20 protein-coding genes and 1 riboswitch are annotated in these 22439 nt (G+C 70.9%); of the genes, 1 reads left to right on the top strand and 19 read right to left on the bottom strand.

Annotation, left to right across the window (positions count from 1 at the left end; all coding sequences use genetic code 11):
* Positions 1-147: 147 nt before the first annotated feature.
* Together AOK23_RS19590 and AOK23_RS19595 are read right to left on the bottom strand one after the other, a co-directional pair.
* Complete coding sequence (locus tag AOK23_RS19590) at positions 148-1083, bottom strand: M23 family metallopeptidase (protein ID WP_055713994.1); 936 nt, start codon at positions 1081-1083, stop codon at positions 148-150.
* 4 nt (positions 1084-1087) lie between these two features.
* Positions 1088-1246: riboswitch (cyclic di-AMP (ydaO/yuaA leader) on the bottom strand.
* A 302-nt stretch (positions 1247-1548) separates the two neighbouring features.
* Positions 1549-3621 carry an alpha-galactosidase gene (locus tag AOK23_RS19595; RefSeq protein ID WP_055714029.1) on the bottom strand — a complete coding sequence of 691 codons (2073 nt, stop codon included), beginning with the start codon at positions 3619-3621 and terminating at the stop codon, positions 1549-1551.
* A 220-nt stretch (positions 3622-3841) separates the two neighbouring features.
* Here AOK23_RS19595 and AOK23_RS19600 point away from each other — a divergent pair, with 220 nt between their 5' ends.
* Positions 3842-4639, top strand: coding sequence for a tyrosine-protein phosphatase (locus AOK23_RS19600; RefSeq protein ID WP_055713995.1), 798 nt, complete (start codon positions 3842-3844; stop codon positions 4637-4639).
* Positions 4640-4710: 71 nt separating this feature from the next.
* Here the strand turns inward: AOK23_RS19600 and AOK23_RS19605 are convergent, their stop codons facing one another.
* The 17 genes from AOK23_RS19605 to AOK23_RS19680 all read right to left on the bottom strand — a co-directional run bounded on the left by AOK23_RS19605 (position 4711) and on the right by AOK23_RS19680 (position 22414).
* Positions 4711-4833 (bottom strand): DUF6126 family protein, encoded by a 123-nt coding sequence (locus AOK23_RS19605; protein WP_055521055.1) that lies wholly within the window; start codon positions 4831-4833, stop codon positions 4711-4713.
* Entirely contained in the window at positions 4826-5461 is a 636-nt protein-coding gene (locus AOK23_RS19610) for a helix-turn-helix domain-containing protein (protein WP_055521056.1), read from the bottom strand. The genes AOK23_RS19605 and AOK23_RS19610 overlap by 8 nt, the downstream gene beginning before the upstream one ends.
* 94 nt (positions 5462-5555) lie before the next feature.
* Positions 5556-6965: an aspartate aminotransferase family protein gene (locus AOK23_RS19615; protein ID WP_055713996.1), complete on the bottom strand. Its 1410-nt coding sequence runs from the start codon at positions 6963-6965 to the stop codon at positions 5556-5558.
* Complete coding sequence (dxs, locus tag AOK23_RS19620) at positions 6962-9058, bottom strand: 1-deoxy-D-xylulose-5-phosphate synthase (protein ID WP_055713997.1); 2097 nt, start codon at positions 9056-9058, stop codon at positions 6962-6964. The genes AOK23_RS19615 and dxs overlap by 4 nt, the downstream gene beginning before the upstream one ends.
* 40 nt (positions 9059-9098) lie before the next feature.
* Positions 9099-10256, bottom strand: coding sequence for a flavodoxin-dependent (E)-4-hydroxy-3-methylbut-2-enyl-diphosphate synthase (gene ispG / locus AOK23_RS19625; protein WP_055713998.1), 1158 nt, complete (start codon positions 10254-10256; stop codon positions 9099-9101).
* Positions 10257-10260: 4 nt separating this feature from the next.
* The gene (gene hpnH, locus AOK23_RS19630; protein WP_055713999.1) at positions 10261-11283 is read right to left on the bottom strand and encodes an adenosyl-hopene transferase HpnH; all 1023 of its coding nucleotides are present in this window, start codon (positions 11281-11283) and stop codon (positions 10261-10263) included.
* Between the two features lie 5 nt (positions 11284-11288).
* Positions 11289-11933 (bottom strand): phosphorylase family protein, encoded by a 645-nt coding sequence (locus AOK23_RS19635; RefSeq protein WP_055714000.1) that lies wholly within the window; start codon positions 11931-11933, stop codon positions 11289-11291.
* Entirely contained in the window at positions 11933-13927 is a 1995-nt protein-coding gene (gene shc / locus AOK23_RS19640; RefSeq protein ID WP_055714001.1) for a squalene--hopene cyclase, read from the bottom strand. Before shc ends, AOK23_RS19635 begins: the two co-directional genes overlap by 1 nt.
* A gap of 136 nt (positions 13928-14063) precedes the next feature.
* Positions 14064-15131: a polyprenyl synthetase family protein gene (locus tag AOK23_RS19645; protein ID WP_055714002.1), complete on the bottom strand. Its 1068-nt coding sequence runs from the start codon at positions 15129-15131 to the stop codon at positions 14064-14066.
* Between the two features lie 59 nt (positions 15132-15190).
* On the bottom strand, positions 15191-16618 hold the full coding sequence (gene hpnE, locus AOK23_RS19650) for a hydroxysqualene dehydroxylase HpnE (RefSeq protein WP_055714003.1): 1428 nt from the start codon (positions 16616-16618) through the stop codon (positions 15191-15193).
* Positions 16615-16755: a DUF6380 family protein gene (locus AOK23_RS51940; RefSeq protein ID WP_420823722.1), complete on the bottom strand. Its 141-nt coding sequence runs from the start codon at positions 16753-16755 to the stop codon at positions 16615-16617. Before AOK23_RS51940 ends, hpnE begins: the two co-directional genes overlap by 4 nt.
* Entirely contained in the window at positions 16755-17705 is a 951-nt protein-coding gene (hpnD, locus tag AOK23_RS19655) for a presqualene diphosphate synthase HpnD (protein WP_055714004.1), read from the bottom strand. Before hpnD ends, AOK23_RS51940 begins: the two co-directional genes overlap by 1 nt.
* Positions 17702-18604, bottom strand: a complete 903-nt coding sequence (gene hpnC / locus AOK23_RS19660; protein ID WP_055714005.1) for a squalene synthase HpnC — start codon at positions 18602-18604, stop codon at positions 17702-17704. The genes hpnD and hpnC overlap by 4 nt, the downstream gene beginning before the upstream one ends.
* Before the next feature lie 405 nt (positions 18605-19009).
* Entirely contained in the window at positions 19010-19786 is a 777-nt protein-coding gene (locus AOK23_RS19665; protein ID WP_055714006.1) for an ABC transporter ATP-binding protein, read from the bottom strand.
* Complete coding sequence (locus AOK23_RS19670; RefSeq protein WP_055714007.1) at positions 19779-20708, bottom strand: ABC transporter permease; 930 nt, start codon at positions 20706-20708, stop codon at positions 19779-19781. The genes AOK23_RS19665 and AOK23_RS19670 overlap by 8 nt, the downstream gene beginning before the upstream one ends.
* A gap of 96 nt (positions 20709-20804) precedes the next feature.
* Complete coding sequence (locus AOK23_RS19675; RefSeq protein ID WP_420823723.1) at positions 20805-21677, bottom strand: glycosyltransferase family 2 protein; 873 nt, start codon at positions 21675-21677, stop codon at positions 20805-20807.
* 8 nt (positions 21678-21685) lie between these two features.
* Positions 21686-22414 (bottom strand): CDP-alcohol phosphatidyltransferase family protein, encoded by a 729-nt coding sequence (locus AOK23_RS19680; protein ID WP_055714009.1) that lies wholly within the window; start codon positions 22412-22414, stop codon positions 21686-21688.
* Positions 22415-22439 lie beyond the last annotated feature (25 nt).

The following is a 22439-nucleotide window of genomic DNA, read 5'->3' on the forward strand; positions in this document are numbered from 1 at the left end:
AACGTCCGGATCGCGATCCGGCGGCGGCAGGCCCCCACCCGACCCCAGGCACGACAAAGGCCGGACCCCGGGGATCGGGGTCCGGCCCTCGCCGGCACTCACTCGGCCAACGGCGACGCGTCAGAGAGGTCAGACACGTCAAAGACGTCAGACGGTGACGCCCTTCGACCGGAGGTAGGCCAGCGGGTCGATGTCCGAGCCGTAGTCGGGGGTCGTACGCATCTCGAAGTGCAGGTGCGGGCCGGTGACATTGCCGGTCGCGCCCGACAGCCCGATCTGCTGGCCGCCGCTCACGGACTGGCCCGCGGAGACGCCGATCGAGGAGAGGTGGGCGTACTGGGCGTAGTAGCCGTCGGCGAGCTTGATGACGACCTGGTTGCCGTAGGCGCCGCCCCAGCCGGCGGAGACGACGGTGCCCGCGCCCACGGCCTTGAGACTCGTGCCGGTCGGGGCCACGAAGTCGACACCGGTGTGGTAGCCGCTGGACCACATGCTGCCGGCGGTCTTGTACGCCGTGCCGATGGTCGCGCCCTCGATGGGCAGGGTGAAGCCGGAGTTGTTCGCCGGAGCGGCCTGACCCGCAGACGTGTCGGCCACCTCCTTCGTCGCGGACGCGGAGGTCTTTGACGCCTCGGAGGGCTTGGACGGCTGCGTCGACGGGGCCTTCGTCGACGACTGCGACAGCCCGGCCTTCGCGGCCTTGCCGCCGATGGTGAGCTTCAGACCGGGGTGGATGAGCGAGGGGTCGGAGCCGATCACGGAACGGTTGTCCGAGTAGAGCCGCTTCCAGCCGCCCCGGACGTCCTGCTCGTCCGCGATCTTCGCGAGGTAGTCGCCGGCCTTCACCGTGTAGGTCTTCGTCGCCTTCTTCTTGGCGGCGACCTGTTCGACGGCACCCTTCTCGGGGGTGGCCGTGATCGTCTTCTCGGAAGCCCCGGAAACGGCGGCCGTGGGGGTCGCGGCGTGGGCACCGGCGGCACCCATCAGGGGCAGTGCGAGCGCGGCGCCACCGGTTCCGGCGGCGGCGATGGAGCGGGTGAGACGCTGGGACTTGGGACGGCGGTGCTTACCCTTCGCGGGCATGGCGAATTCCTCTCCGGCGCCTGCGAGGTGAGCTGTCGGGTGCGGACTGGAGATGTCCGGCCGGGCTTGTGCCCGGCTTTACCCCTAGCCGTTCCGGAGACCGGAACAGGCGGTACTACCTGTGGGTCCCCCGCTCCTGCCATGGATCGGGTCGGTACGCGGCTCCGGTCGGCGGCAGGATTGGGCGTCCGTCCGGATCGAGGGTGAACGTAAGCGACTTGTCCCCACAGAGACAACCATCGGGATTTCCTGTGCGTCTTCCTACGTGATCCATACAACGAATCCCGATTACGCTCCGTAAACAGGTGCCGGATATCCCATTCCAACGGACCTGGAAATGCGTGAAAATTACGTGGACATGGCGGCGACAGTGCGTCACGGATATGACGCTGCTCACGCACCTACGCCCCAGTAGTCTTTATTCCAGGGCTAGTTGGATTAACGGTTTCATTTCGGGCAGAACGCTCACATACGACGTAGGCGGACAACCTTCGCGTCGAAGTCGCCGCGCAGCCCCGTCCGCAGGCCGTGATGCAACAGCACCGCCCCTCGGTGCAGTTCGCCCGTTTCGCGGCATTCATAGGTTGCCGCGGGGTCGAGGCCGCGCAGCCGGAGCGGCGGGAGCGGCTCGCCGTAGTGCTGGGCCTGGAGGCAGGCGAGGACGACCACCTCGTCGCCGTGGACGTACTGCACGGCGCTCAGCCCTCCGCTCGGCGGGCGCAGCCGGTAGAGGTCGCCGCGCTGCACCACGGGCTTGATCTCCTTGTACAGCTCCACCCACTCCCGCGCCTCGGCCAGCTCCTCGTCGCTCCACTGCGTGAGGTCGCCGCCGACGCCGAGCACGCCCGCCATGGAGCTGACGAAGCGGAACCGCAGGGAGCTGACCCGGCCGTTGAGCTGGTTGTTCGGGCTGTCGGTGACCCAGGCGGCCATGACCCGCGCAGGGTGGATGTGGCTGAACCCGTGCTGGATGGCGAGCCGGTCCAGCGGGTCGGTGTTGTCGGAGGTCCACACCTGGTCGGTCCGCGACATGACCCCGAGGTCGATCCGGCCGCCGCCGCCCGAGCACGACTCGAAGGCGACGCCGGGGTGAGCGGCGCGCAGCCGGTCCAGCAGGGCGTAGTAGGCGTGCACGTGCTCGACCCACAGCTTCTGCGGGTACTCCTCACCGGGCCAGCCGGCGTCCGTGAAGCAGCGGTTGAAGTCCCACTTCACATAGTCGATCGGGGCGCTGGAGAGCAGGGTGTCCAGCTTCTCCCACAGGTACTCCTGGACGTCCTGCCGCGCGAGGTTGAGCACCAGCTGATTGCGCAGTTCCGTCCGCTTTCGTCCCGGTTGGAACTGCGCCCAGTCGGGGTGCGCCCGGTACAGCTCGCTGTCCGGGTTGACCATCTCGGGCTCCACCCAGATGCCGAACTGCATCCCGAGGGCGTGCACCTGGCCGGCGAGCGGCTTCAGCCCCTCGGGGAAGCGGTCCGGGTTGGGCGTCCAGTCGCCGAGTCCGGCCCGGTCGCTGGTGCGCGCCCCGAACCAGCCGTCGTCGACCACGAACAGCTCGACCCCGATGGCCGCCGCCCGCTCGGCGAGCGCCCGCTGCTGCTCCTCCGAGATGTCGAACTCGGTGGCCTCCCAGGAGTTGAACAGCACCGGACGGTCCCGCTCGGCGTCCGGGATGACGTACGCCCGCTGGTAGGCGTGCCAGGCGCGGCTCGCCCCGCCGTGGCCGCCGTCGGACCACAGTCCGGCGAAGACGGGAGTGGTGAACGTCTCGCCCGCCTCCAGTCGCAGCAGGCCCGACTCGTCGTACCCGGCGCCGCCGGTGATCTGCACCCGCGCGTCCGGGAGCTGGGCCACGGCGATCCGCCAGGAGCCCGACCAGCCGAGGGCGCAGCCGTAGACCTCGCCGTGCTCCTCGGTGGCGTCGGTGTCGAGGGCGACCCAGGGCAGGTGCTGGTGTCCGGTGTGCCCGCGGCGACTGCCGATGACCTTCTCGCCGTAGGTCAGCCCACCGCGCGCCAGCCGGGACTCGGCCGCCCACCGGCCGTGCAGCTGGGACAGGCGCCAGCTCTCCTCGCGGCGGGGCAGCGTCCAGGTCGCCGAGTCGGCCCGCAGCAGTTCCACGGTGGTCCCCTCGTTGGCGAGGGTCACCCAGCGCTCCACGACGTCGTCGCGCATCCGGTAGTGCAGCGTGATCCGCAGACCGTCGTCGAGGAAGCGCAGGCGCAGCTCGTCACCGTCCGCCTCGTACTCCTGGAAGGTCCACTCGGTGCCGCGCCGCTCCTCGGTGCGGACCGAGAGGGCGGGGCGGGTGAAGCGGGGCCCGCCCTCGACGGGGTACTCCTCGTGGCCGTCGACGGGGGCTTCGAAAGGCCAGTAGGGCAACTCCTGGCGGGCGGCCAGCTCCTCGGCGTCGGCGAGGGTGATCCTCGGGCCCCAGTGGAGGTGCAGCAGCTCGTCGTTCTCGGTGAGCCGCAGGGCGTAGCTGCTCCGGGGGCCCGTGAGAAGCCAGGTCCGGCCGTCCGTGGCGATGTCCAACATCATGGCCTCACAAATTCGAACAGGTGCGATCGTGCTTCAACATCATTGCAGGTCGTCGCGAGAGCGCACCGCCGCCTGTGGACAACGGGACGCCGACGCCGTGGGCGCCTGTGGACAACTCATTGCGTCAGGCACCCATGTCGTATCGTCGAGGGGCGCCTCGATGCCGAGCGCGTGCCCGTCGACGATCGGCGCCGACGGCCGGATGGGAGGAGCCCCCGTGACGCAGCAGATCCCGTCGACCGAACCCGAGTTGGCCGGGGTGCGCAATTTCCGCGATGTGGGCGGCCTGCCGACCGTGGACGGCCGCCGGGTGCGTCACGGAGTGCTGTTCCGCAGCGGGCATCTCGCGCACGCCACCGACGACGACGCCGCGTTCCTGAGCTCCCTCGGCCTGCACACGATCTTCGACTTCCGCAATGCGGCCGATCAGAAGCTGGAGGGCCCGGACGTCGAGCTGCCCGGCGTGCGGAACGTGAATCTGCCGCTGTCCGACCCGGCGGACGGCGCCGAGTTCTGGAAGATGGTCCGCGACGGCGATGTGGACCAGCTGCGCGCGCTGCTGGACGACGGCAAGGCGGCGGGCCGGATGATCGCCTCCTACCGCACGATCATCAAGCACCGCACGGCCGAGCACTCCCGTGTGCTGCACGCGCTGGCGGAGGACAGCGTGCCGGCGCTGATGCACTGCGCGGCCGGCAAGGACCGCGCGGGCCTCTCCATAGCGGTCACGCTCCTCGCCGTCGGCGTGGAGCGCGAGGCCGTCGTGGCCGACTACCTGAAGTCGAACGCCAAGCACCGCCGCTACAAGGTGCACCGCAGCAGCAGCTCCCCGAGCGCCTACTCCCCGGAGATCATGGAGCTGCTGAGCCCCCTGTTCGACGCCCGCGCCGAGTATCTCCAGGCGGCCTTCGACACGGTCGAGGAGACCTGGGGCGACGTGGACACCTACCTGGAGCAGGGCCTGAAGCTGAGCCCCGCGAGCCGGGAGCTGCTGCGCGAGCGCCTGCTCGACTAGTCACCGCAAGGCGCCCACGTCGGTCACCCACGGCGCGCCCACCTCGGTCACCGCACGGCGTCTCCCCTCGGTCACTGCTTGGCGCCCACCTCGAACAGCAGGTAGATGAAGGCCGCGAAGACATGGCCGACGGCGATGTAGATGATGAGCCGCACCCACAGGGCGCGGGGGAACTTCTCTTCCATGTCAGCCATGGGTGGTCTCCGGGGTGGTCGGCCCGAGGCACAGCGCGGCGGTCGGGCTCTGCAGCAGGGTATGGACGAACAGCAGGTCGGCGCCGTCGTGATCGGCGGCGGCGATACGGTGCGGGGTGAGCGAGTCGAAGTGCGCGCTGTCCCCGGGCCCGAGCAGGTGCGCGGCGTCCCCGAGGCGCAGCCGCAGGCGTCCCTTCAGGACGTACAGCCACTCCTCGCCGGGGTGCACGCGGACGATGTCGCCCTGGGAGCCGTACGGCACATGGACGCGCAGCGCCTGCATCCCGCGTCCGGGGGCGCCCGCCTGCCAGTATGTCCAGCCGCCGGCCCGGGTGGGCTCCATGTCACCGGCACGCAGGACGGCGTCCCGTTCGGGGACCGTCTCGCCGAGCAGTTCGGAGACGGTCGTACCGTAGACGCGGGCCAGCGCGAGCAGCATCGGCAGCGAGGGCTGGCGCTGCCCCGTCTCCAGCCGGGAGAGGTGCGCCGGTGACAGCCCGGCGGCCCGGGCCGCCGCCTCCAGCGTGAGGGAGGCCCGGCGGCGCAGGGCACGCAGCTGCGGGGCGACGACGGGCAGGTCCGCGTCCGCCGCGGGCTCGGGAGGGTCCGTACCCTCGGAAGGGCTCATGCCCTCCATTCAGCCCCAGCTTTGCCTGTGGGACAAACTTCTTGCCTCAGAGGCAAAGCGTCGGGCGCCGGGGGCCGGTCGCTCGGAGCGTGGCCTAACGGTTGGCCACCGCCTGCTTCACCAGGGTCTTGCCGAAGTCCCACATCAAACCGCCGCCGCTGTGCGCGTCGTCCATCACCTCGGTGAAGGCCGCGACGAACCGGTCCACCTCCCGCTCCCCGATGATCAGCGGCGGGATCAGCTTGATCACCTCCAGATGATCGCCGGAGACCTGCGTGAGGATGCGGTGCCGTTGCAGCAGCGGCACGACGACCATCTGCGCGAACAGTCCCTTGCGCGCCGCCTGGAGCATCGTCCACCGGCCGCGCAGCTTCAGCGACCTGGGTCTGCCGAACTCGATGCCGATCATCAGCCCCCGTCCGCGCACCTCGCTGAGCAGCTCGTACTTGTCGACCAGCGCGGCCAGCCGGCTCTTGAGCAGTTCTCCCGTGGCGCGGGCGTTCGCCACGATCTCCTCGTTCTCCATCACCGACAGGACGGCGAGCCCGGCGGCCATGGCCTGGGCGTTGGAGCCGAAGCTCGCCGAGTGGACGAGGACGCGGTCCATCGACGAGTAGACCTTCTTGAAGATCCACTCCTTGCCGAGGGTCGCACCGACCGGTACGTAGCCACCGGAGAGCGCCTTGGCGACGCACACCAGGTCCGGCTCCACGCCCTCCTGGTGCTGGTAGGCGTAGAAGTCCCCGGTCCGTCCGAGGCCGGTCTGCACCTCGTCGAGGATGAGCAGCGCCTTGTGCCCGTGCAGGAGTTCCTGGGCGGCGCGCAGATAGCCGGGCGGCGCCTCGTGCACCCCCTTGCCCTGGATGGGCTCCACGATCAGGGCGGCGACATCCCCCTTCTTCAGCTCCCTCGCCAGTGCGTCGAGATCACCGAGCGGTACGGCGGTGTCGGGCAGCAGCGGGGCGAAGCCGTCCCGGAAGCCGTTCTCGCCGTTGACGGAGAGGGAGCCGGTGGTGAGCCCGTGGAAGGCGTGGTCGCAGTAGAGGACGCGGGGCCGGCCGGTGGCGTACCGGGCGAACTTCAGCGCGGTCTCGACGGCCTCCGTACCGCTGTTGCCGAAGAACACCCGGTCCAGGTGCGGGCTGTGGGCGAGCAGCCGTTCGGCGAGCAGTCCGGGCAGGGGCTGGCAGTCGAAGCGGGTGAGATCGGCGAGTTGCGCGTCCAGGACGTCGTGCAGCGCCTTGCGGACGACGGGGTGGTGGCGGCCGAGGCCCATCACCCCGAACCCGGCGAGCATGTCCAGGTGGTCCTGCCCGTCGGCGTCCCAGAAGTGCGCGCCCTCGGCCCGCTCGTAGACCTTGTCGAAACCGATGGTGTGCAGCATGCGCGGGAGTTGGTGGTTCAGGTAGCGGGCGTGGAGTTCGTAGCGCTCGGCGCCGCGCTCGGCGAGCAGTCTTCCGAGGTCGAACTCCCCGTTCCCGGCGGCGGGTTCCGCGGTGGTCATTGCGGTGTCTCCTTGACGGGCTCCTTGACGGCCTCGGCCTCGATCGGATCCCCCTGCGACGCCGACACGCCCGTCGACGACGCCCCCCGAGCGCCCTCCTCCTTCGGCCGCTCCGTCACGGACGCGCCCTTGTGGACGGCCCTCTCGACGGGCGCGCCCTTCGCGACGGCCCCCTCGACGGAGGCCCCCTTCATGAGCGCCCCCTTCTCGATCGCGGCCTTCCCCGCCAGGCACGCGCTGATCCGTCCGGCGATGTCGACCGGTGTCAGGCCGATGTCCGCCAGCACCTCGCCCCGCTTGGCGTGCGCGAGGAACTGCTCGGGGATGCCGAACCGCCGTACGGGTACGTCCACGTCGGCGTCCCCCAGGGCCAGGGCGACCGCCGAACCGACTCCGGCCGCCCGGCTGTTGTCCTCCACGACCGCCACCAGCCGGTGCTCGTCGGCGAGCCACGGCAGCGCCGGGTCCACCGGCTTGACCCAGCGGGGGTCGACGACGGTGCAGCCGATGCCGCGCGCCTCCAGCAGCTCGGCGGCCTGGAGGCACACCCCCGCCATGACGCCGACGGCGACCAGCAGCACTTCGGGGTCCGCGGGGGCCGGGGTCCGGTGCAGGACGTCCATGCCGCCGACCCGTTCCAGGGACGGGATCTCGGGTCCCACCGACTCCTTCGGGAAGCGGATCAGGGTCGGCGCGTCGTCCACGGCGACCGCTTCCCGCAGCTGTGCCCGCAGTTGTTCGGCGTCGCGCGGCGCGGCGATCCGCAGCCCCGGCACGACCTGGAGGACGGACATGTCCCACATGCCGTTGTGCGAGGCTCCGTCGACGCCCGTGACCCCGGCCCGGTCCAGGACGAACGTCACCCCGCACCGGTGCAGGGCCACATCCATGAGCAGCTGGTCGAAGGCCCGGTTGAGGAAGGTGGCGTAGACGGCGACGACGGGATGGAGGCCGCCGGTGGCGAGGCCGGCCGCCGACACCGCCGCGTGCTGCTCGGCGATCCCGACGTCCCAGACCCGGTCGGGGAACTGCTCCGCGAACTTGCCGAGGCCCACCGGGTGCAGCATGGCGGCCGTGATGGCGACGACGTCCTCCCGCTCGTCGGCGATCCGGACGATCTCGTCGCCGAAGACCGACGTCCAGGACGGTCCACCGGGGGGACCGAGCGGCTCGCAGGTGAGCGGGTCCATCACGCCGACCGTGTGGAAGTGGTCCTCCTCGTCGGCGAGGGCCGGCTCGTACCCCCGCCCCTTCTGGGTCATGCAGTGGACGAGGACAGGCCCGTGGAACCGTTTGGCCCGCCGCAGCGCCGACTCGACCGCCTGGACGTCGTGCCCGTCGATCGGTCCGACGTACTTGAGGCCCAGGTCCTCGAACATGCCCTGGGGTGCGAACGCGTCCTTGAAGCCCTTCTTCGCCCCGTGCAGCGCCTCGTAGATCGGGTGGCCGACGACGGGGGTGCGCAGCAGGACGTCCTTGCCCCAGGCGAGGAACTGCTCGTAGCCGTCGGTGGTGCGCAGGGTGGCGAGGTGGTTCGCGAGGCCGCCGATGGTCGGCGCGTAGGAGCGTTCGTTGTCGTTGACGACGATGATCAGCGGCCGGTCCTTGGCGGCCGCGATGTTGTTGAGAGCCTCCCAGGCCATGCCCCCGGTGAGCGCGCCGTCGCCGATGACGGCGACGACGTGACCCCGCTCGCCCTGCACCTGGCGGGCCTTGGCTAGGCCGTCGGCCCAGCCGAGGGCGGTGGAGGCGTGGCTGTTCTCGATGACGTCGTGCTCGGACTCCTCACGCGAGGGGTAGCCGGACAGGCCGCCCTTGCCGCGCAGCTTGGAGAAGTCCTGACGCCCGGTCAGCAGTTTGTGGACGTAGCTCTGGTGACCGGTGTCCCACAGGATCCGGTCCGTGGGTGACTCGAAGGCCCGGTGGAGCGCGATGGTCAGCTCCACCACCCCCAGGTTGGGCCCCAGGTGACCGCCGGTCCTGGCGACCGCGTGCACCAGGAACTCCCGGATCTCCTCGGCCAGTGCACCGAGTTCCGCCTCGGTCAGCGCCTTCACATCGCGCGGTTGCCGGATGTTCTCCAGAATCGTCACGTCGGGCCCCCTCTCGATCCGTGCCTTACAGCCCGTGTCGTCAACTCACGGTGACCGCCGGTTCCCCCGACGCGACGCCGTCCTTCTCCATCTGCTCGGCGATCTTCATCGCCTCTTCGATGAGGGTCTCCACGATCTTCGACTCGGGCACGGTCTTGATGACCTCGCCCTTCACGAAGATCTGGCCCTTGCCGTTGCCGGAGGCGACCCCGAGGTCCGCCTCCCGCGCCTCCCCGGGACCGTTGACGACGCAGCCCATGACCGCGACGCGCAACGGCACCTCCATGCCCTCCAGCCCGGCGGTCACCTCGTCCGCCAGCCGGTAGACGTCGACCTGCGCCCGCCCGCACGACGGGCAGGACACGATCTCCAGCCGCCGCGCCCTCAGGTTCAGCGACTCCAGGATCTGGATGCCGACCTTGACCTCCTCCGCCGGCGGCGCGCTCAGCGAGACACGGATCGTGTCGCCGATGCCCTCGGACAGGAGCGCCCCGAAGGCCACGGCCGACTTGATCGTGCCCTGGAACGCGGGGCCCGCCTCGGTGACGCCCAGGTGCAGCGGATAGTCGCAGCGGGCGGCGAGCTGCCGGTACGCCTCGATCATCACCACCGGGTCGTTGTGCTTGACGGAGATCTTGATGTCCCGGAAGCCGTGCTCCTCGAACAGCGACGCCTCCCACAGGGCCGACTCGACCAGGGCCTCGGGCGTCGCCCTGCCGTACTTCTGCAGGAGGCGGCGGTCGAGGGAGCCAGCGTTGACACCGATGCGGATCGGGGTGCCTTGGTCCTTCGCCGCCCGCGCGATCTCCTTCACCTTGTCGTCGAACTGCTTGATGTTGCCGGGGTTGACCCGCACGGCCGCGCACCCGGCCTCGATCGCGGCGAACACGTACTTCGGCTGGAAGTGGATGTCCGCGATCACCGGGATCTGCGACTTGCGGGCGATGGTGGCGAGGGCGTCCGCGTCGTCCTGCGTGGGGCAGGCGACCCGCACGATCTGGCAGCCGGAGGCCGTCAGCTCGGCGATCTGCTGCAAGGTGGCGCCGATGTCCGACGTACGGGTCGTCGTCATGGACTGCACGGACACCGGCGCGCCGCCGCCGACGGCCACCGAGCCGACCTGGATCCGTCGGCTCTCCCGGCGCTCGGCGACCGGCCGGACGGGCACCTCCGGCAGCCCGAGGGACACGGCGGTCACGGCGTCACCCCTCGTTCCCGGAGACCGTCTCGCGCAGGGCGCGCAGCGACTCCTTCAGGGATCCCATGGTGGCGAGGACGGCGGTGGGCTCGTAACCGCAGTGCGCCATGCAGTTGGCGCACCGCGGGTCCTTGCCGCGGCCGTACGCGTCCCAGTCGGTGTCCTCGATCAGCTCCCGGTAGGTCGGGACGTAGCCGTCGCTCATCAGGTAGCAGGGCCTCTGCCAGCCGAACAGCGAGTAGTTGGGGATCGCCCACGCGGTGCACGGGAAGTCGACCCTGCCCTCCAGGAAGTCGAGGAAGAGGGGCGAGTGGTTCAGGCGCCAGCGGCGCCGGTTGCCGCCCGCGAAGGCCTTCCTGAACAGTTCGCGGGTCTGCTCCACACCGAGGAAGTGCTCCTGGTCGGGCGCCTTCTCGTAGGCGTAGGCGGGCGAGATCATCATCTCGTCGACCTTCAGGTCGTCGTTGAGGAAGTTGAGGACCTCGATGATGGTCTGCGGGGTGTCGGTGTTGAAGAAGGTCGAGTTGGTGGTCACCCGGAAGCCGCGCCGCTTGGCCTCCTTGATGGCGGCCACGGCCTCGTCGAACACGCCCTCCTTGGCCACCGACTCGTCGTGCCGCTCCCGCAGCCCGTCGATGTGCACGGCGAACGCGAAGTACGGCGAGGGCTTGAACTTGTCCATCTTCTTGCGCAGCAGCAGCGCGTTGGTGCACAGGAAGACGTACTTCCGGCGGGCCACCAACTGCCGCACGATCTCGTCGATGTGCGGGTGCATCAGCGGCTCGCCGCCGGCGATGGACACCATCGGCGCGCCCGATTCGAGGACGGCGCCCACGGCCTGCGCCACCGGCATCCGCTGCTTGAGCACCCCGGCCGGATGCTGGATCTTGCCGCAGCCCTCGCACTTCAGATTGCAGGCGTAGAGCGGTTCCAGCTCGACGATCAGCGGAAACTTGTCGCGCTTGCGGAGCTTCTGTTCAGCGAGATACGTCGCCACCTTGATGGACTGGCGGAGCGGCATGGCCATCTGGCTCACCTCCTGGGGAGCAGCAAGGAACGGTGCCATTCGTAGTAAGCGGGGAGGACGGCACGAAGAACGCGGAAAGCCGATATTCCACCGCGTACCGTGCCGATCCGGACCAGTTCGTGTTCTGGAGCGTCCACGACCACTCGGACGGCCGCAACCGGGCGCGCGCCCGCTCGCACGGCGCAGTGGAGCGTGACGGCGGATTCCATGTCGACCGCGATCGCTCCGGTGGCGAAGAGGTCCGCCCGTTCCTGACCGCGGACGACGTGAGCGGATCCGGTGAGCGGGCCGGTGTGGACCGTGCGTCCGGGCACGGCCCGCCCCAGCTCCTTGACCAGGCGTTCGACGCCCACACAGGGCGTGACGGCGCCGTCGGGCCCCCTCGTCTCCCCGGCGACGACGAGGTCACCGGGGTGCATGCCGGGGGCGAGCCCGGCACAGAATCCCGTGGCCAACACGGCGGCCCCGTCCAGCGCCCGGTCGGCGAGCAGCCGGGTGACGGCGCGCTCGGCGGCCTTCGGCCCCATGCCGGTCCGCAGGACGGTGACCGGGCCCCCGGCGCCGCCCGGGTCGCCGCTGCGCAGGGCGAACTGCTCGATGCCGAGCGCGCAGGCGATCAGCAGCGGGGCGGGGACGGCGGCCGTGTCCATCAGCTGGCCCCGGCCTTCAGCGCGGCCGGTTCGCCGTGGACGTACCGGCCGAGCGCGGTGAGCGGGAAGATCTGACGGTAGAGGTGGTAGTTGATGGAGAAGTCCCACGGGAAGCCGGTCCCCGTGAACTGGGGCTCGTCCCAGCCGCCGTCCCTACGCTGGGTCTGCGCGAGCCAGGCGACGCCGTGCTCCACGGCCTTGGAGTCCCGCTCCCCCGCGGCCAGCAGTGCGAGGAGCGCCCAGGCGGTCTGGGAGGCGGTGGAGGTGCCCTTGCCGCCCCATTCGGCGGGGTCGGGGTAGGAGCGCAGGTCCTCGCCCCAGCCGCCGTCGTCGTTCTGGACGGTCTCCAGCCAGGCCACGGCCCGGCGGATCGCCGGGTGCGCGGCGGGGAGCCCGGCGGCGACCAGCGCGGGGACGACGGACCCCGTTCCGTAGATGTAGTTGACGCCCCAGCGGCCGAACCACGCGCCGCCCGGCTCCTGTTCGGCGAGGAGCCATTCGATGCCGCGCCGGGTGCGCGGGTCGTGGGAGAGGCCCTCGACCGCGAGCATCTCCACCACGTGGGCGGTGACGTCGGCGGACGGCGGGTCGATGACCTCGCCGAAGTCGCAGAAGGGCAGCTTGTTGGGGAAGGCGCTGGTGTTGTCGACGTCGAAGGCGCCCCAGGCGCCGTTCTTCGACTGCATCCCGAGGTTCCAGCGGACGCCGCGGGCGATGGCCTTCTCGACGCGTTCGGGGTCGGGGTGCTTGACCCTGCGCAGGGCGAGCACCACCTCGGCGGTGTCGTCGATGTCGGGGTAGTTGTCGTTGTGGAACTCGAACGCCCACCCACCCGGAGGCAGTTGGGGGCGTCTGACGGACCAGTCGCCGGGGCGGACGATCTCCTCGCCGAGCATCCAGTCGGCGGCCCTGACCAGTTGGGGGTGGTCGGCGGGCAGGCCGGCGTCGGCGAGGGCGATGGTGGCGAGGCAGGTGTCCCACACCGGTGACTGGCAGGCCTCGATCATGCGGGCGCCGTCCTCGCGCCACACGGCGAACCGGTCCAGGGACTCCAGGCCCGCCCGCATCACGGGGTGCTGGAGGTCGTAGCCGAGCAGATGGAGCGCGATGATCGAGTACACGGCCGGCGGCTGGATACCGCCCCAGCAGCCGTCGTTCTCCTGCCGCTCGATGATCCAGCGGGCCGCGCTGTTCATCGCCGCCCTGCGCAGGCGCTTCAGCGCGACCTTGTGGTAGCCGTGCAGCACCTTGTCGAGCCGCTGGAAGGCGCCCTCCCATGTGCCCAGCGGGTCGAGGGGCGCGGGCGGGTTGGGCCGGCCGGGGTCGGTGTGCAATTCGTCGAGGGGGAACGGGGCGGGCCGCACCGGGCGCTTCGCGGAGACGACGGTGAGCGGCACGATGGTCTGGCGCGCCCAGCACCCGAAGTCGTAGATGTTCAGCGGCATCCACTTCGGGAAGTAGATCAGCTCCGGCGGCATCTCCGGCAGGTCGTCCCACTTCCACCAGCCGAACAGGGCGAGCCAGATCCGCGTGAAGACGCGGGCCGCGGCGATCCCTCCGCGCCCCCGGATCCACGCGGACGCCTTCGCCATGTGCGGCTCCGACGGATCGTCACCGGCCAGCCGCAGCGCGACATACGCCTCGACGGTCGCGGAGAGTTCGGGCGGGCCGCCGTAGAAGGTCGCCCAGGTGCCGTCCTCGCGCTGCTCGCCCCGGATGAACAGGGCGGCGGCCCGTGTCGTCTCCTCGTCGCGGATGCCCAGGAACTGACGGAGCAGCAGGTCCTCGGCGTCCATGGTGACGTTGGTCTCCAGGTCGCCCTTCCACCAGCCCTGGGCGTCCTGACGCGCGAGGAGGAACGCGGTGGCACGCCGCAGGGCGCGTTCGGCGGTGTCCTGGACCCCTGCCGCCACCGGGGTGTGGGTGTCGGTGTCGCTGGCCGAGGCAGCGCGGGGCGGCAGGGCCCCGGTGCTTCCGTCGGTCGTCGCTGTCATGGCTTCCCCTTCGTGCAGTGGACGGATCTCTGCGGTGGGTCAGCCGTCGGCCGGTGCGTGTCCGGTGAACGGGCACCGGCCGGCGACTACGCGAGGGCTATTCGACCGATGGCGGTCGGCGGTCGGTCGATGGCGGTCACCTCTTCCGTACGACGACGAAGTCGGCGAGGGCCGTGAACTGGTCCCGTACGTGCTCGGGCATCCGGATCGAGTCGAGTGCCTCGATGGCGACGGCGTGCTGGCGGCGGGCCTCCTCGGCGGTCCACTCCCGGCCGCCGGCCTCCTCGATGAGGGCGGCGCGGGCGGCGAACTCCGCCTCGGAGAAGTTCTCGAAGTCGCTGCTCTTGGCGTCGGCGGCGAGGAGTTCACCGAGCTGCTCGGAGGCGGGGCCGCCCGCCGCGAGCGCGGCCACCACGGGCAGGGACTTCTTGCGCTGGCGCAGGTCGCTCCAGGTCTGCTTGCCCGTGGAGACCGGGTCGCCCCAGATGCCCAGCAGGTCGTCGACGGCCTGGAAGGCGAGCCCGAGGTGGTAGCCGTACTTCTCCAGCGTGTCGGCGGTGCGGTCGTCGGCGCCGCCGAGGACCGCACCGATGGAGCAGGCGCAGGCGAGCAGCGCGCCGGTCTTGTTGCCCTCCATCTCCAGGCACTCCTCGACGGTGACCCGCTCGCGGTGCTCGTAGGAGATGTCCTGGGCCTGTCCGTCGATGAGCGCGCGGGTCGCGGTGGTGACGCGGCGGGTGGCGCGGGCCGCCTCGGCGGTGCCGAGTTCGAGGAGGATCTCGTTGGCGAGGACCATCAGGGCGTCGCCGACGAGGATGGCCTGGGCGGGGTCGTACGCCTTCCAGACGGTGTCGCGGTGGCGGCGCTGTTCGTCACCGTCCATGAGGTCGTCGTGCAACAGCGAGAAGTTGTGCACCAGCTCCACCGCGACCGCGCCGGGGATGCCGACCTCGGGGGCGGCGCCGGTGACCTCGGCGGACATGACGGCCAGCGCGGGGCGTACGGCCTTGCCGCCGTCCCCGGCGGCCGGGTTGCCGTGCGTGTCGATCCAGCCGAAGTGGTAGGCCGCGACGGTGTTCATGGGGGGCGCGAGCCGCTCGATCGCCGCCCGCAGCACGGGCGTGGCCAGGGTCCGCCCGCGCTCCAGGAGCGCGGTCACGTCCACCGCGTCGGCTGCCGTCGCGGCCGGGGGCACAGTGGGCACAGTCTCTCCTCTAGTTGCGGTGCCGAGAGTGCGGGAACCGTTCGGATGCGCTTCGAGCGTCACGCTGCCTCCTCGTGGACGAGGAGGTGGTCCCGGGGCCGGCCCAGGGCGGCGAGCGCGGCGGACGCCGCGCTCACGCCGCTGCGGACCGCACTCTCCATGGTCGCGGGCCACCCGGTGGCGGTCCACGCTCCGGCCAGGTACAGGCCGGGTGCCTTGGTGCGGGCGCCGGGCCTGAGCCGTCCGACGCCGGGGGTGGGAGCGAAGGTCGCGGTGCGCTCCCGGGTCACGAAGAAGTCCTTCACCCGCGCGCCGCGCGCACCGGGCAGCAGCCGCTCCAGCTCGGGCAGATAGCGCTCGCGGAGCACGGCCACGGGCTCGTCGATCTCGTGGTGCGCGGCCGACTGCGACAGCGCCAGGTACTGGCCCTCGCTCAGCCCGGACGCCTCGGTCCGGTCGAAGACCCACTGGACGGGCGAGCCGAGCGCCGCGAAGAACGGGCGGCTCAGCACCTTGCGGTCGTACACCACATGGGCGTTGAGGATCGGCGCGGTGCCGATCTCCAGCAGCCGCTCGGGCCGGTCGAGCGCGCCTGGCGGCAGCAGGTCGTACGCCTCGCGCTGCGGTACGGCGAGGACGACCGCGTCGGCGTCCAGGCTCTCGCCGGGCACCTCGACGCGCCAGCCGCCGTCCTCGCCGGCGGAGAGGGAGGTGACGCGGGTCCGCAGTTCGGTGCGGACGCCCGCCGAGTCGAGGGCCTTGCGGGCCAGCCGGTCGTGGAGTTCGCCCAGCGGGACCTGGGCCCAGCCGATGTCGGCCGCTCCGGGGTCGGACAGCAGTCCCGTCTTGAAGACCATCGCGGCGAGCCCGAGGGAGGCGTCCTTGGCCACGGCGTTGAGGGTGGCGACGCCCACGAGGTCCCAGAGCGCCTCGACGGCACGCGCGGACTGGCCGTGTGCGGTGAGCCAGTCGGCGAAGTCCCGCTCGTCCAGCGCGGGGTCGTCGAGGTCGAGCGCCTTGAGCGCCAGCGCGGCACGTCCCACCTTGGCGCGCTCGGCGAGCGAGAGGTGCGGGTACGTGGCCAGGCTGCGCCCGAGGTGCAGGGGCACGGGCAGCGCGTCGCGCCGCAGTCGGCCGAGCCGTCGGCCGGGCCTGCCCGCCGCGTCGAGCACGGGCACGTCGAGACGGTTCTGCAGCGGAGCCAGCGCGGCGGCGTCGATCCGGTCGAGGAACCAGCGGTAGGCGGTGCAGCAGCGCAGGTACACATGCTGTCCGTTGTCGACGGTGAGGGTGCCGCGCTGGAAGGAGAAGGCCAGTCCGCCGAGGCGGGGGCGTCCTTCCAGCAGGGTGACCCGTACACCGGCGTCGGCGAGTGCGAGGGCGGTGGTGACGCCCGCCAGTCCCCCGCCGACCACCACGGCCGTGCTGCCGGGTCGGCCGGTACGGTTCTCGCCCGGCGGTCCTCCGGGCCGTGCCGCTTCGGTCATCGCGCACCCTCCCCTGCCGGTCCGCCGGGGCGAGGGATCGGTCCGCGGCAGTCCGTCGCAGTCAGGGACGCCCCCGCGTCGCGGAGGGTTGCGTACCACTTGTTCCCGATGGGATCGCGTTGGTCCAGATTGTCCATCAGACGCGCCTCCTGACGGTGCGCCGGGAGGCATGGCGGGTGTCCAGGCCGGACAGTCCGCGCACCGCGACATAGGCCTTCTCGCGTCCGGGCAGCGAGACCCGGCCGCGCAGCACGGCCTCCGGCTCGCGCTCGATGCGGTCGAGCAGCCGCCGGTAGATGCCGGCCATGGCGGCGACGCAGGCTCCGCTGCGCCGGTCGAGCATCGGCAGCAGGCGGTAGCCCTCGGCGAAGAGGGCGCGGGCCCGGCGCACCTCGAAGTGCACCAGACCCGCGAAGTCGGAGTCGGTCGGCGGGAGCGGCCCGGCGAACCCCGCCGAGCAGCCGAATTTCGCGAGGTCGTCGCCGGGCAGATAGGTTCTGCCGCCCTGGGCGTCCTCGCGAACGTCTCTGAGGATGTTGGTGAGTTGCAGGGCGAGGCCGAGGGTGTCGGCGTACTCGGGTGCGCGCTCCGCTCCGCGTGCCGCGGGTTCGGTGCCGAAGACGCCGAGGGAGAGGCGGCCGATGGCGCCGGCGACACAGCGGCAGTAGACCTTCAGGTCGTCCCAGGTCTCGTAGGTCTCGCCGCGCACGTCCATGAGGACGCCGTCGATGAGTTCGTCGAGGGCGTCGAGCGGGACGGGGAAGCGGCTCACGGTGTGGGCGAGGGCCACGACCACGGGGTCGGTGTCGTCCTCGTCGACGGTGCCCGCGCGGATCCGGGCGAGCTGCGACCGGGTCTCCTCCAGCCGGGCCGTCTTGACCTCGGCCGCGAGGGCGCCGTCGCCGATGTCGTCGACGCGCCGCGAGAAGGCGTACAGCGCGGACATGGCGCGACGCTTGGGCGTCGGCAGCAACCGGATGCCGTAGGCGAAGTTGCGGGCCTGCTGTCCGGTGACGGCCTCGCAGTAGCTGTAGGCGGCGAGTACCGGCGCGGACGCGTGTGGTTCCGACTCCACGGTCCGGATCACCTCTCTCCTCGCAGGGTCGCGCCCATGCCCCGCAGCAACCGGAGCCTGCCGGGCTTGGGTGGGCCGGGAAGTACGTCGTGTTCGGCGGCGGCGATCGCGTGGAGGGCCGCCCTTCCCCCCGCCACGAACCCCGCGAGGAGCAGCCTCAGCCTGCCGTGGACGCTGCCCACCAGCGGGGCGCCCTCGTCCAGCAGCTTGCGGGCGCGTTCCGCCTCGTAGGCGATCAGCGCGCGCACCGACGCGCCCGCCGTGGGCGCGGCGAGGTCCGCCTCCTGGACGTGGAAGCGCTTCAGGTCCTCGGCGGGCAGGTAGACGCGGTCGCGGCGGAGGTCCTCGGCCACGTCCTGGAGGTGTTCGACGATCTGCAGCGCGGTGCAGATCGCGTCGGACAGGCGGATCCGCTCGGGGGTTGTCGTGCCGGTGACGGCGAGCACCAGGCGGCCCACGGGGTTCGCGGACAGCGCGCAGTAGGAGAGCAGGTCGTCGTAGGTCTCGTAGCGCGTGACGAGCTGGTCCTGGCGGTTGGCCGCGATCAGGTCGAGGAAGGGTCCGGGGCCGAGGCGGTGGCGGCGGACCGTGCGCTGGAGGGTGCGGAGCAGGGGGTGTGCGGGGGTGGCGTCGAAGACCTTGCGGAGGTCGGCCTCGAAGGCGTCGAGGAGGAGGAGCCGGTCGTCGGCGTCCCGCGGGGGGACGCCCAGGAGGCGGGCGTCGGCGCCGCCGGGGGCGAGGTCGCCGTCGCCGATGTCGTCGACGAGGCGGGCGAAGCCGTAGAGGGCCGTCAGGTCGTCGCGCCAGGCCCGGGGCAGGAAGAACGGCGCGACGGGGAAGTTCTCGGCCGCGGCCTTGTCGAGGGTGTCGCGCTCCGGGTCGCCGGTGCGCGCCGTCCCGCTTTCGGTCACCGCTCGTCACCCGGTGCGGGGACGGCGGAAGCGTTGTTGAGCTGGGGAGTTTCCGTAGCCATGGCCGTCACATCTCCCGTTCTACACTGCCGACCCAAGACGCACTATTTCGGACACGCCGCCCAATCGTCAGCGTGTGCGGCGGATGCCGGGTGTCGCGCATTATGGACCCACTTGCCGCGATTCGGCACCGGTACAGCTTACGTTCTACAACGCACCATGCTCCGACGGGGTGTCCTGCACATCACAAGAACGCACCGATTGCCCCCAAGATTCCTACGGGTGGCCGGAGTTGACTGTTCCTTGCCGGAGTTGGCGGTTCCTTTGCGGACGCCGTGTCTCCCTCTCCTCCGCAGACGCCGGGCCCCACCGGAGCAGTTCCGGCGGGGCCCGGGCGGAGGCGGACTACTTGCCCGTGAACTGCTCGTACTCCTTCAGGACCTCTTCGGTCGGTCCGTCCATGCGCAGCTCGCCGCGTTCCAGCCACAGGACCCGGTCGCAGGTGTCCCGGATCGACTTGTTGTTGTGGCTGACGAGGAAGACCGTGCCGGCCTCCTTGCGCAGCTCGCGGATGCGGGCCTCGGAGCGCTTCTGGAACTTGCGGTCACCCGTGGCGAGGGCCTCGTCGATCATCAGGACGTCGTGGTCTTTGGCCGCCGCGATGGAGAAGCGCAGTCGCGCCGCCATGCCGGAGGAGTAGGTGCGCATCGGCAGGGTGATGAAGTCGCCCTTCTCGTTGATGCCCGAGAAGTCGACGATCTCCTGGTAGCGCTCCTTGATCTGCTCGCGGGACATGCCCATCGCGAGGCCGCCCAATATGACGTTCCGTTCGCCCGTGAGGTCGTTCATCAGGGCGGCGTTGACGCCGAGGAGGGAGGGCTGGCCGTCGGTGTAGACCTTGCCCTTCTCCGCGGGGAGGAGGCCGGCGATGGCGCGCAGCAGGGTGGACTTGCCGGAGCCGTTGGAGCCGATGAGGCCGATGGCCTCGCCCCGGTAGGCGATGAAGGAGACGCCCTTGACGGCGTGTACCTTGCGCACGCCCCGCGCCGCGTCGTCGGAGCCTCTCTTGAGTATCCGGCTCAGGGCGGCCGTCGCGCTGCCCTTGCCGGTCTTGGCGCCGTTGACGCGGTAGACGATGTGCAGCTCGTCCGCGATGACGGTGGGGACTCGGGTCTCAGCCACGGCCGTACCTCTCCTCCGCCTTCCAGAAGTACACGAAGCCGCCGAGCGCGACCAGCACGGCCCAGCCGCCCGCGACCGCCCACACGTGCGGGGGCAGGTTCTCGGAGCCGTAGCCGTCGATGAGCGCGAAGCGCATCAGGTCCATGTAGATGGCGGCCGGGTTCCACTGGAGGACGTCGCTGATCCACTGAGGGTGTTTGGCCAGCATCACCGGGATGGAGAACATGACGCCGGAGGCGTACATCCAGGTCCGCATCACGAACGGCATCAGCTGGGCGAGGTCCGGGGTCTTGGCTCCCATACGGGCGAAGACGAGGGCCAGGCCGGTGTTGAAGCAGAACTGGAGCACCAGCACCGGGAGGATCAGCAGCCAGGACAGCTTGGGGTAGCTGCCGAAGCCGATCGCCACGGCGAACATCACGATCATCGAGAACAGCAGCTGCTGGAGCTGCTGGAGCGCGAAGGAGATGGGCAGCGAGGCCCGGGGGAAGTGCAGCGCGCGCACCAGGCCCAGGTTGCCGGAGATCGCGCGGACGCCCGCCATCACCGAGCTCTGGGTGAAGGTGAACACGAACACACCCGTGACCAGGAACGGGATGTAGACCTCGCGGGACATGCCGCGGTCGGCGTCGAGGATCAGGCCGAAGATCAGGAAGTACACCAGCGCGTTCAGCAGCGGGGTGGCCACCTGCCACAGCTGGCCGAGCTTGGCCTGGCTGTACTGCGCGGTGAGCTTCGCCTGGGAGAAGGCGAGGATGAAGTGACGCCGCCCCCACATCTGGCGGACGTACTCGGCGAGTCCGGGCCGGGCACCGCTCACGGACAGCCCGTACTTGGCGGCCAGTTCCGCCGCGGAGATCCCGTCGTCGGGCGACGGGCGGTCGCTCACCGCGAGCCTGCCGTCATGCGTTGTCTCACTCACAAATGGATACTTTCGTCCTCAAAGTGCGCAGCCTGGTCGGGCCGAGGCGGAAACCTGGGACCGGGTACCGCCGCATGCTCTCAGATGTCGAGCTTGTCAGATGACGGGAGGTCGTCCCAGTCGGGTCAGGCGCCACACCGTACGCCACTTCATGGGCCGGCGGGGACCGCAGGAGCTGACCCAGCCCTCCTTGAAACCGCCGAACCAGGCCTTCAGCGCCGGGCCCGAGGGCTTGCGCAGCAGCGTCAGCAGCAGCCAGACGCCCAGGTAGACGGGGACGAGCAGCGCGGGCAGGTTGCGGCGCGCGAGCCAGACGCGGTTGCGGGCGACCATGCGGTGGTAGACCGCGTGCCGGGAGGGCGCGGTCGTGGGGTGGTACAGCACCATGTCGGACCGGTAGTCGATCATCCAGCCCGCGTCGAGGGCCCGCCATGCCAGGTCGGTTTCCTCGTGTGCGTAGAAGAACTCCTCCGGGAGCCCGCCGACTTCGGCGAAGACCCGGGTGCGTACGGCGTTGGCGCCGCCGAGGAACGTGGTGACCCGGGAGGAGCGCATCGGGTCGGAGGCGCGCAGCCGGGGCACATGGCGCCGCTGGGTCTCGCCGGTCTCGGGGTCGGCGATGCGGAAGCTGATGATGCCGAGCCGGGGGTCCGCCTCGAAGGCGCCACGGCACAGTTCGGCGGTGTCGTGGTGGGCGAGCAGACCGTCGTCGTCCAGGAAGAGGAGGACGTCGACGTCCCGGCCGCCGGGGCCGAACGCCTCGATGCCGACGTTGCGGCCGCCGGGGATGCCGAGGTTCTCGGGCAGCTCGATGGTCCTGACGCCCTCGGGGACGTCCGGGACGGGTGAGCCGTTGCCGACGACGACCACCTCGACCCGGTCGCCCTCCTGCTTGGCGACCGAGTCGAGGAGGGCGCGGAGTTCGTCGGGGCGGTTGCCCATGGTGATGATGACCGCGCCGACCTTCATGCCGCCGCTCACTTCAGCCTGCTGGAGGCGAGGATGGACACCAGGTGCAGCAGGGTCTGCAGCAGGGCGATGCCCGCGAGGACGGCGACGCCGAGCCGCGAGTAGAAGAGGTCGTCCCGGACCTGGTCGACGATCGCGAGGACCAGGACCAGCAGGGAGGCCTCGACGCCGAGGATCAGCCGGTGGAACTTGAGCGCGGCGGCGGCCCGGCGGGCCAGGGCCATGCCTGAGGAGCGGGGCACCGAGGCCGACTCCTGGACCGGCGGCTTCCCGGTCTGGTGCCGGGCGACCCCGACGAGGTCGGTCTCCGCCTTGATCAGGATGGCGCCGAGGGCGGCGAGAGTGCCGAGGAAGGCCCACAGCCAGTCGATCCGGCCGGTGCCCCACAGGTCGGCGGCGCGCAGACCGAAGCCGACGAGGACGGCCGCGTCGCACAGGTACGCGCCGACCCGGTCGACGTAGACGCCGGCGATCGAGTACTGCTTGCGCCAGCGGGCGATCTCCCCGTCGACGCAGTCGAACAGCAGGTACAGCTGGACCATCAGCACACCGAGGACGGCGCCCCAGATGCCCGGGACGAGCAGCGCCGGGGCGGCGAGGACGCCGAAGACGGTCATCAGGTAGGTCAGCTGGTTGGGCGTGACCCGGGTGTTCACCAGGTGCCGGTCTATGCGCAGGGAGATTTCGCGCATGTAGAGCCGGCCGGCCCAGTGCTCACCGCTCCGCCGGTCCTTCACACCCGGGGGGTGGACGACCGGTCGG

Origin of the sequence: Streptomyces torulosus, from assembly GCF_001419765.1 — a bacterium.
In the GTDB taxonomy this organism is placed as follows: domain Bacteria; phylum Actinomycetota; class Actinomycetes; order Streptomycetales; family Streptomycetaceae; genus Streptomyces; species Streptomyces torulosus.